Origin of the sequence: Streptomyces sp. SPB074 (assembly GCF_000154905.1) — a bacterium.
Classification (GTDB): Bacteria; Actinomycetota; Actinomycetes; order Streptomycetales; family Streptomycetaceae; genus Streptomyces.
In genome coordinates, this window is the sequence record NZ_GG770539.1 from 228764 (window position 1) to 236456 (window position 7693).

Annotated in this window: 9 protein-coding genes and 3 pseudogenes; all 12 read right to left on the reverse strand. The window is 76.5% G+C overall.

What is annotated here, in order from left to right; genetic code table 11:
* Nucleotides 1-251 (reverse strand): ATP-binding cassette domain-containing protein (locus SSBG_RS00990; protein WP_199781319.1); only part of this gene is annotated, 251 nt, incomplete at its 3' end.
* A 29-nt stretch (nt 252-280) separates the two neighbouring features.
* Nucleotides 281-958 (reverse strand): ABC transporter permease subunit, encoded by a 678-nt coding sequence (locus SSBG_RS00995; RefSeq protein WP_234010299.1) that lies wholly within the window; start codon nt 956-958, stop codon nt 281-283.
* A gap of 151 nt (nt 959-1109) precedes the next feature.
* Nucleotides 1110-1505 carry an ABC transporter permease gene (locus SSBG_RS33990; RefSeq protein WP_234010300.1) on the reverse strand — a complete coding sequence of 132 codons (396 nt, stop codon included), beginning with the start codon at nt 1503-1505 and terminating at the stop codon, nt 1110-1112.
* A 394-nt stretch (nt 1506-1899) separates the two neighbouring features.
* Nucleotides 1900-2070, reverse strand: a pseudogene (locus SSBG_RS33995) (ABC transporter permease); the annotation flags it as partial.
* Nucleotides 2067-3683 (reverse strand): annotated as a pseudogene (locus SSBG_RS35945) (ABC transporter substrate-binding protein). The pseudogenes SSBG_RS33995 and SSBG_RS35945, both read right to left, overlap by 4 nt.
* A 64-nt stretch (nt 3684-3747) precedes the next feature.
* Nucleotides 3748-3978, reverse strand: coding sequence for a ferredoxin (locus SSBG_RS01010; protein WP_008744380.1), 231 nt, complete (start codon nt 3976-3978; stop codon nt 3748-3750).
* Between the two features lie 115 nt (nt 3979-4093).
* Nucleotides 4094-4264, reverse strand: a complete 171-nt coding sequence (gene rpmF, locus SSBG_RS01015) for a 50S ribosomal protein L32 (RefSeq protein WP_008744381.1) — start codon at nt 4262-4264, stop codon at nt 4094-4096.
* 109 nt (nt 4265-4373) lie between these two features.
* Nucleotides 4374-4613: a 30S ribosomal protein S18 gene (gene rpsR / locus SSBG_RS01020; protein ID WP_008744382.1), complete on the reverse strand. Its 240-nt coding sequence runs from the start codon at nt 4611-4613 to the stop codon at nt 4374-4376.
* Nucleotides 4614-4636: 23 nt separating this feature from the next.
* Nucleotides 4637-5797 carry a CobW family GTP-binding protein gene (locus SSBG_RS01025; protein WP_037868615.1) on the reverse strand — a complete coding sequence of 387 codons (1161 nt, stop codon included), beginning with the start codon at nt 5795-5797 and terminating at the stop codon, nt 4637-4639.
* On the reverse strand, nt 5794-6048 hold the full coding sequence (locus tag SSBG_RS01030; RefSeq protein ID WP_008744384.1) for a type B 50S ribosomal protein L31: 255 nt from the start codon (nt 6046-6048) through the stop codon (nt 5794-5796). The genes SSBG_RS01025 and SSBG_RS01030 overlap by 4 nt, the downstream gene beginning before the upstream one ends.
* A gap of 719 nt (nt 6049-6767) precedes the next feature.
* Nucleotides 6768-7247, reverse strand: coding sequence for an STAS domain-containing protein (locus SSBG_RS01040; protein ID WP_050776681.1), 480 nt, complete (start codon nt 7245-7247; stop codon nt 6768-6770).
* Between the two features lie 228 nt (nt 7248-7475).
* Nucleotides 7476-7693 (reverse strand): annotated as a pseudogene (locus tag SSBG_RS01045) (antitermination regulator); the annotation flags it as partial.

Below are 7693 nucleotides of genomic sequence, written 5' to 3' on the forward strand. Positions count from 1 at the left end.
CGACGCGCACGCCGCCCGCCGTCCGGGCGAGGCCGTTGGCGTACGTGCCCGAGCAGGGCGAGCGCCAGGCTGCTCTTGCCCGAGCCGGAGCGCCCCACGACGGCGAGGACACGCCCGGCTCCCAGTGTCAGGCACGCGTCCACGAGGACGGGACTGCCCCGGCCCGGCGGGCCGAGGGTGAGCCCTTCCACGCGTACCGCGACCGCTTCCGTCGCGCCGTCGCCCTCCCGCACCGGCTCCGCTCCTCTCACGCCGTCACCTCCGTCTGCCGCTCCGCTTCTCACCTCGTGGCCCCCTTCGCCGCCTCGGCCCCCGCGCCCGCGTACCGGTCGGCGAGCAGGCCCACGCACACCGAGAGCGTCACGAGGAGGAGGGTGGGGAGGAGGAAGGGCGCGGTCGCCAGTGGGGCGCCGGGCAGGTTCTCGCTCACCATGCGCCCCCAGTCCGGCTCCGCGCCGCTCCCCCCGAGCCCGAGGAACCCGGCCGTCGCGGCGAGGTGGAGCGAGGCGACGAACCGCAGCCCGGCCTCCGTGAGCGCCGTTCCCGCGAGCTGCGGCAGGAGGTCGTGGCGCGCGACCCGCAGCGCCCCGTCCCCGCGTGCCCGGGCCGTCTCCACGTAGCCGGTGGTCAGGAGGCGGGCCGTCGCCGCGCGCAGCACGCGGACCGAGAACGGCGCGGTGGCGAGGGCGACTGCGAGGACCGTGGCGGCGGCGCTGCCCGGGAACCCGGCGGCGAGCACGAGGACGAGCAGCAGCGGCGGGACCACCGCCAGCACGTCGAAGAGCCGTTGCGCCGCATCGCCGGCCCGTACCGGCAGCAGTCCCGCGAGGACTCCGGCCGCGCCGCCCACCAGGCTCGTGAGCAGCGTCGCCGCGCCCGCCGTCAGCACCAGCCGGCGCCCGCCGCACAGCAGCCGGCTCAGCACGTCCCGCCCCAGCGCGTCCGTCCCCAGCGGCAACCCGGGAGCCGGTCCGCCGTACACCGCTCCCAGCTGCGCCCGCGCGTCGTGCGGCGCGAGCAGGGGCCCAGGAGCGCCAGGCCGAGCACGAGGACGGCGCCCAGGCCCGCGAGCCGAGGCAGCAAGGGGGTCCGTGTTCCCGCCGCGCCGCTCACCGCCGGGTTCTTCCCACCGGGTCCAGCAGCCGGGCGAGGACGTCCCCCACCAGGAGGACGAGCAGGACGACGACGGCGAGCTCCGTCGCGATGCCGAGCACCATGGGGACATCCCGCGCCGCCACCGCGCGCTGGAGCTCGCGGCCGACGCCGGGGTAGTCGAAGACGCTCTCGACCACGACCGCGCCGCCCACGAGGCCGCTCGTCGTCAGGGCGAGGCCCTGCACCGCCGGGCCCAGCGCGTTCGGCAGGACGTGCCGCAGCGCGAGCCGCGTCCCGCGCGCGCCGTCGAGCCGCGCCGCCTCCGCGTACGCGGTGCGGTCCACCTCGGCGACCGCCGTGCGCACCAGGCGTGTGGCCGTCGCGAGTCCGGCCCCCGCGAGAGTGAGCACCGGCAGCACGAGCCCGCTCGGGACCTTGGAGCGGGGAGCCGCCGAGCGGCACGAGGACCACGCGGGGGCAGCAGTTCCGAGCCTCCGTCGAGAAGACGGCGATCAGCAGCGCCCGCCATGACGAACTCCGGGGACGCTTCGCCACCGCGAGGGCCCCGAATGAGACGAACCGGTCCGGGGCCCGCCCGCGCCGCAGTCCGGCCCACAGCCCGAGCCCCACGGGGCAGGGGACGACGAGGAGGAGGGTGAGCCCGGCCAGGAGCAGGCTCGCGGGGAGGCGGTCGGCGAGCACCCCGGCGACGGGCCGGTGCCCCACGAGCCCGGTGCCGAGGTCGCCCCGGACGGCCTTCCCCGCCCAGCGCGCGTACCGCTCGGCCACCGGCCGGTCGAGCCCCAGCGAGTGCCGGACCGCCGCCCGTTCGGCCGGGGAGGCGTCCGCGCCGGCGACGGCGCTCACCGCGTCCCCGGGCAGCGCCGACGTGGCGGCGAAGACGAGGCCGGTGACGAGGACGAGCAGGACGGCCGCCGAGGCGGCCCGGCGGGCCAGGAAGACCGGGAAGCTCACCGCAGGGCCGCGTGCGAGAAGCCCGGGAACTGCTCGAAGAGGTCGTCGGCGATACCGCTCACCCCGGCCGCCCGCGCGTTGAGGTAGGGCTTGAACACGGGCAGGACCGTGTTGCCCCGCTCCCACAGCTCGCGCTGCGCCCGGCCGCCCGTCTCGGCGGCCTTCGCCCCCGTACTGGCCCGCGCCCGCGCGACGAGCGCGTCCACGTCCGGGCGGTCCCAGCCGAGCGCCGAGGGCGAGCCGCCCGCCGTGTTCATCTGGTACGTGGGCAGCGCGGGCACCGGAACCTGGTAGGCCGCGACGAACGGCAGCCGGCTGTAGGCGGCGAAGTCGGCGAAGAGCTGCCCGGCGGGCAGCTCCCGCACGCTCGCGCGCACTCCCACCGCGCGCAGGTCCTCCACGTACAGCGCCGCCGCCTCGACCAGGCCCGGGGTCTCGGGCCCGGTCGTGAGCCGTATCTCCATGCCGTCGGCACCGGCCTGCCGGAGCAGTCGCCTCGCGCGCGCGGGGTCGTGGGCGCGGCGCGGCAGGTCGCGCGCGTAGTCGGGGAAGCCGAGCGAGGGCAGGTCGTCGCCGACGGTCGCCTGCCCGTGGAAGACCGTGCGCACGAGCGCCTCGCGGTCCACGGCGAGCTTGAACGCCTCCCTGACGCGGGGGTCGTCGAAGGGCTTGCTCCGCATGTTCATCCGGAAGGACAGCGCGACGAGATACGGGCTCTCGACGGCGCGAGCCGGATGCGGCCGCTGTCGCCGAGCGTGCGTGCGACGACCGGCGAGAGGTCGTGCGCGAAGTCGACCTGCCCGCTCGTGAGCGCGTTGAGGCGGGCCTGGGCGTCGGCGATCGAGCGCAGTTCGAGGCCGTCGAGCGACGGCGCCCCGCCGTAGTACTCGTCGTGGCGGCGGAAGGCGGCTCCCTGTCCGGGCACGAACTCGGTGAGCCGGAACGGGCCGCAGCCCGGCGTCCGCTCGGTGATCTCGCGCGTACCGTCCTTGACGACGAGGAAGTTGCCCTGGCACAGGATCAGGCGCCCGTCCGCGATGGGCCGCAGCGTCGGCAGGCTGACCGCGTGGGGGCCGTGCGCCTTCGCGCGCCTCAGGTCGAAGTTGAGGGCGACGAGCTTGAAGGCGGGCAGCGTGCGGGCGCCCGCGAGCCGCGGGGAGTGCAGGACGTCGGCGGGGCCGAGCCGCGAGCCGTCCGTGAACCGTACGTCCTCGCGCAGCCGGAGGGTGTACGTGCCGAGGTCCGCCGAGATGTCGATGCCCTTGAGGACCCCGTACCGCACGCCGTCCTCGGCCTTCGGGTCCAGGTTGCCGAGGGTGCCGTGCCAGGCGCGGGCCCGCACCATGTCGAGCGCGGTGGGGCCCCGGAAGAAGTCGAGGGTCTCGGAGGCGCCGCCGCCGACGAACGCGGCCCGCAGGGTGCCGCCCTGGCGGCCCTTGCCGGAATCCGGGCGCGCGGCCCTCTCCTCGCCGGAGGAGCAGGCGGCGAGCAGACCAAAAAAAAGCACCGAGCGCGAGCACGGCACCCGCGCCCGCGCCCGCGCCCGCGGTGAGGAAGCGCCGTCTGCCCGGGAGCGGGGGCGGAAGCGGTCGGAGGGAGGAGGAAGAGGACATGGGGAACTCCGTTCGGGAGACGGGGAATCAGGGCGGGTGGTGCGGGCGCGGGGCGGTGGCGGTCTCACTCCCCCGCGTCGTCGTGCAGGGTGATCGCCCCGGAGGGGCAGCGCCCGAGCGCCTCGCGGACGGAGGGGAGCAGCGGGGGCGCGGGATACGGGTCGAGGAGGCGTACGAGCCCGTCCTCCTCGCCCTGGTCGAAGACCCCGGCGGCGGCGAGCACGCACTGCCCCGCGCCGACGCACACCTCGGCGCGCACGGTGACGCGTGGCGGCGTCGCGGGGCGCGCGCTCATCGTGTCCCCCCGGCGAGGGGCGGGTTCGCGTCGCGCGCGGGCGGTGGCGCCGCCCCGCTCGTGCCGGGGCGGCCGGGGAGCACGGTCGCCGGGAGCGTGGGCCCGGCCGTCGCGCTCATCCCTCGGGGCGCAGCAGGCCGCGGCGGAAGGCCGCGACGAGGTGCTGGGGCACGCGGTGCTCGGTGCCGTCCACGGTGAGGGTGACGAGTTTCGGGGCGCTGGCTTTCCACTGCGCCCTGCGGTGGCGGGTGTTGGCGCGGGAGGTCTTGCGCTTGGGGACGGCCATGGTGGTGCCTTTCCGGTGGTGGAGTGGTGCGCGGATGGCGCGGGGGGGGGCGCGTGAGCGCCGTACGCGGGGCGCGCGGGCGGTCGGCGCTCCGGGGGGGGCCGGGCCCTCAGCGGCTTCCGTACGGGAGGAGCGCCATCTCGCGGGCGTTCTTGATCGCGGTGGCGAGTTGCCGTTGCTGCTGGGCGCTGACCCGGGTGACGCGGCGGCTTCGGATCTTGCCCCGGTCGGAGAGGAACTTCCGCAGCAGGTCGGTGTCCTTGTAGTCGATGTACGTGATCCCCGCGGCGTCCAGCGGGTTGGGGCGCGGGGCGCGGGTGTCGCGGCGGCGGTCGGAGGTGCGGGGCACGGGAGGGCTCCTGGGGGTGGCGGTCAGTGGACGGGGTCGAGGAACTGGTCGAAGGAGGCCGGGAAGTCCTTCCAGGCCCGCGTGCCGCCCGCCATCTCGGCGTCGGTCAGCACGCAGGAGCCGAGGAGGGCGGCGACGCCCTCCCGGTCGAGGCCGGGCGAGGTGAAGACGAGGTGCTGTTCGCGGTCGCCGTGCTCGGGGTCCCAGTCGAGCGCGGCGGCGGCCCGGCGCAGCGGGGGTACGAGTTCCCAGGCCGCGTCCGGCAGTCCGCGCAGCCACGGACCGGCGGCCTCCACGCACAGGGCGCCGCCTGCCGCGTCCCAGTGCAGGAGCGTGTCGGGCCGGTCGGCGAGCCAGAAGCGGCCCCGGCTGCGCACCGCCGCGCAGCACAGCTCCTCCAGCGCGTCGAAGAGGCGCCCGGGGTGGAAGGGGCGGCGGTGGCGCCAGACGAGCGTGCCGATCCCGGCCTCGTGCGCCTCCTGCGGGAGCCGGGCCATCGCCGGGTGCTGCGCGGCGGCGGCGGTCTCGGTGTCGAAGCCCTCCCCGAGAAGGCCGGGCAGTTCGGGGGAGGCCAGGGGCAGGAGCCGCGCGGTGGGGTGCAGTTGGGTGAGCAGCGCGAGGTCGTCCGGGGCGCACTCCTCCGTCTCGCCCGCGAGGACGAGGACGCCCGGGTACTCCAGTTGACGGGCGAAGGTGTCCCCCACGGTCCGCTCGTCGGCCGGGGCGGCGGAGAGTCCGGCCTCGGCGAGGTCGTCGCCGTTGCCGAGGCAGGCGAGGACGAGGGCGGGATCGACGGCTGTCAGCACAGTGCCGAGCCGCAGCAGTTCGCCTGCGTGCGCGACGACGACCTCGGCCATCGCGCGCGGTTCGACGGAGTCCCACAGTTCCACGAGGGCCAGGCGCGTCGAGCCGTCGCGCGCCAGGCGGCGCAGTTCGGGGACCAGGTCCTCGCGCAGCGCGCAGCACGCGCAGTCGTTGACGAGGGGGGTCCGACCGGTGGTGAGCGTGCCCGAGGCGTCGCGCACTTCCCGTACGACCGCGCCCGAGGCGGCGTCGCGCAGGTCGTGGTGGAGGACCACGCTGCCGGGCACCGCGCGCAGCAGGCGGGCGACGGTCCTCGACCGTGCCTCGGCGTGCAGGCCCGCCACCAGCACGACGGTCAGCGGGGCCTCCCCCGGCGTCATCGGCCTGCCCCTCGCCCGTAGCGCCGCTCGAAGCGCTCGACGCGCCCGGCGGTGTCCACGACCCGGGCGTTCCCGGTGTAGAAGGGGTGGCTCGCCGAGGAGACCTCGACATCGACCACCGGGTAGGTCCGGCCGTCCTCCCACTCGACGGTCCGTTCGCTCGTCATGGTGGAACGGGTCAGAAAGGCGAACCCCGCCGCCCGGTCGCGGAAGACGACGGGGCCGTACGGGGGGTGGATTCCGGTTTTCATCGCTGTCCTTCGTGCTTGCTCCGGCCCCGCGGACGTGCTCAGGCCGCACGGGGCCGCCGCGCGGCCGGGTGCGGCGCGGCGCGAGAGACAGCATACGACAATGATTTTCATTACCGAATGGCTGATGCGGCAGCCGGAGGCGGCGCAACACCGGTCCCCGGTGGACAGCGGGCCCCGCACCCCTGGCGCCTTCGCCATCGCCTGCGCGGGGGCCTGCCGACCGCGCGGGGGCGGCGGAAGGGGCGTCGGCCCGGCTTGGGGCGCGGTGGTCGTCGGCGCGGTGGCCGAGCACGTGCCGCCGCTCCTCGCGGACGCGATCTCGCACGGCTTCCGGGGGCGGGTGCGCTTCCTCGCCGGAATGCGGCGGCGTGCCGTCGAGGCGGCGGTCGCGCGGCGCACCGCGGTCGCGACGACCGAGCGTCAGGAGGCTGTGGGCGGCGGGCCGGGCAAGCACCGGCGCGGCTCTCGCGCGGCGGCGTGGCGCGCCCGCGGTCGTTTACCCGCCCCGGCGGAAAGGGCGGCACGACGCCGCCGGGGACGAACTCGGGGCGCGGTGCCGCGTGGCGCGCTCGGGGGCCGAGACGGCCCCGGGGGCGCGCTGTTCCGGGCCACGAAACGGTGCGGCGCGGCGACCGTTCGCGGAGCGGGGGTCCTCCGCGCCGGCCCGACGGCCCGTCACGCGCACGTCACGGGGCCGATGGCGTTCAGCCCATGACGTCTTACCAGGGCGTGGTGGTGCCTCCGGGGCGGCGGCGCCGGTTCACCGCCGGCGGGGACGCAGGAGAGCGTCGTGTGCCGTGGCGGCGGGCGGCCCGGCCCGGCGCCGTTCCGAGGTGCGCGCAGCCGGCGGAGGAGCGGTGCACGGCTCCCGTGACGGTCGCGGCGAGGCGCAGCGGGCGGGCGAGCCCGGTCAGGTGCAGGACGCGGCGGGCCACGGGAAAGGGCGCGGCGACGCTCAGGACACCGCCTCGCGTGCTCGTCCGGGTACTGGCGCGCAGCAGTATGCGCAGGGCGTGCGGGGTGACGATCCGCGACCGTACGTGCACGACGACGAGGCGTGCCGCGGCGCGGTCGAGCACCGAGAGCAGCCCGGCCTCGGTGTCCCTCTCGTTGTCGGTGTCGACAAGTCCGTCGAACGGTACGACGAGCACCGCGTCATCGAGGGCGGTGGTGGCGACGGGCAGGGCGGTGTTCCTCATGGAACTCCTCCGTGAGCGGGTGTTCCTGTGCGGGCCGCTGCCTGACCTCACGTGCCAGTGTTCCCCCGTCGCGCCGGGCCATGCGGGGGAAGACGCACCGGATTCCCGGCCGCCGGGGACGGGAGGGTGCGACGCGGGTGTCTCCGCCGCACGCGGCACGGCGTCATGCGCCGCCGGTCGCCGCGTTCACGTTTCCCGGCCCGTCCCCCGTCTCCGTCCCGCCGCGCGTCACCCCTGCCCTGCCGCGCGTGCCCGGGCGTGCAGGTACTCCAGGGCGTCGAGCACGACCGTGCGGCGGTGCCAGTCGAGCCACTCCCCCGCCTGGGCGAGCACGAGGTCCGAGGCCTTCCACTCGATGTCCGCCGGTTCGGGCCGCGCGGCGGGCCCGTACACCGTCAGGACTCCCGCGCTCTCGCCGCTCTGCGAGGGCAGCGGCGTGTACCAGG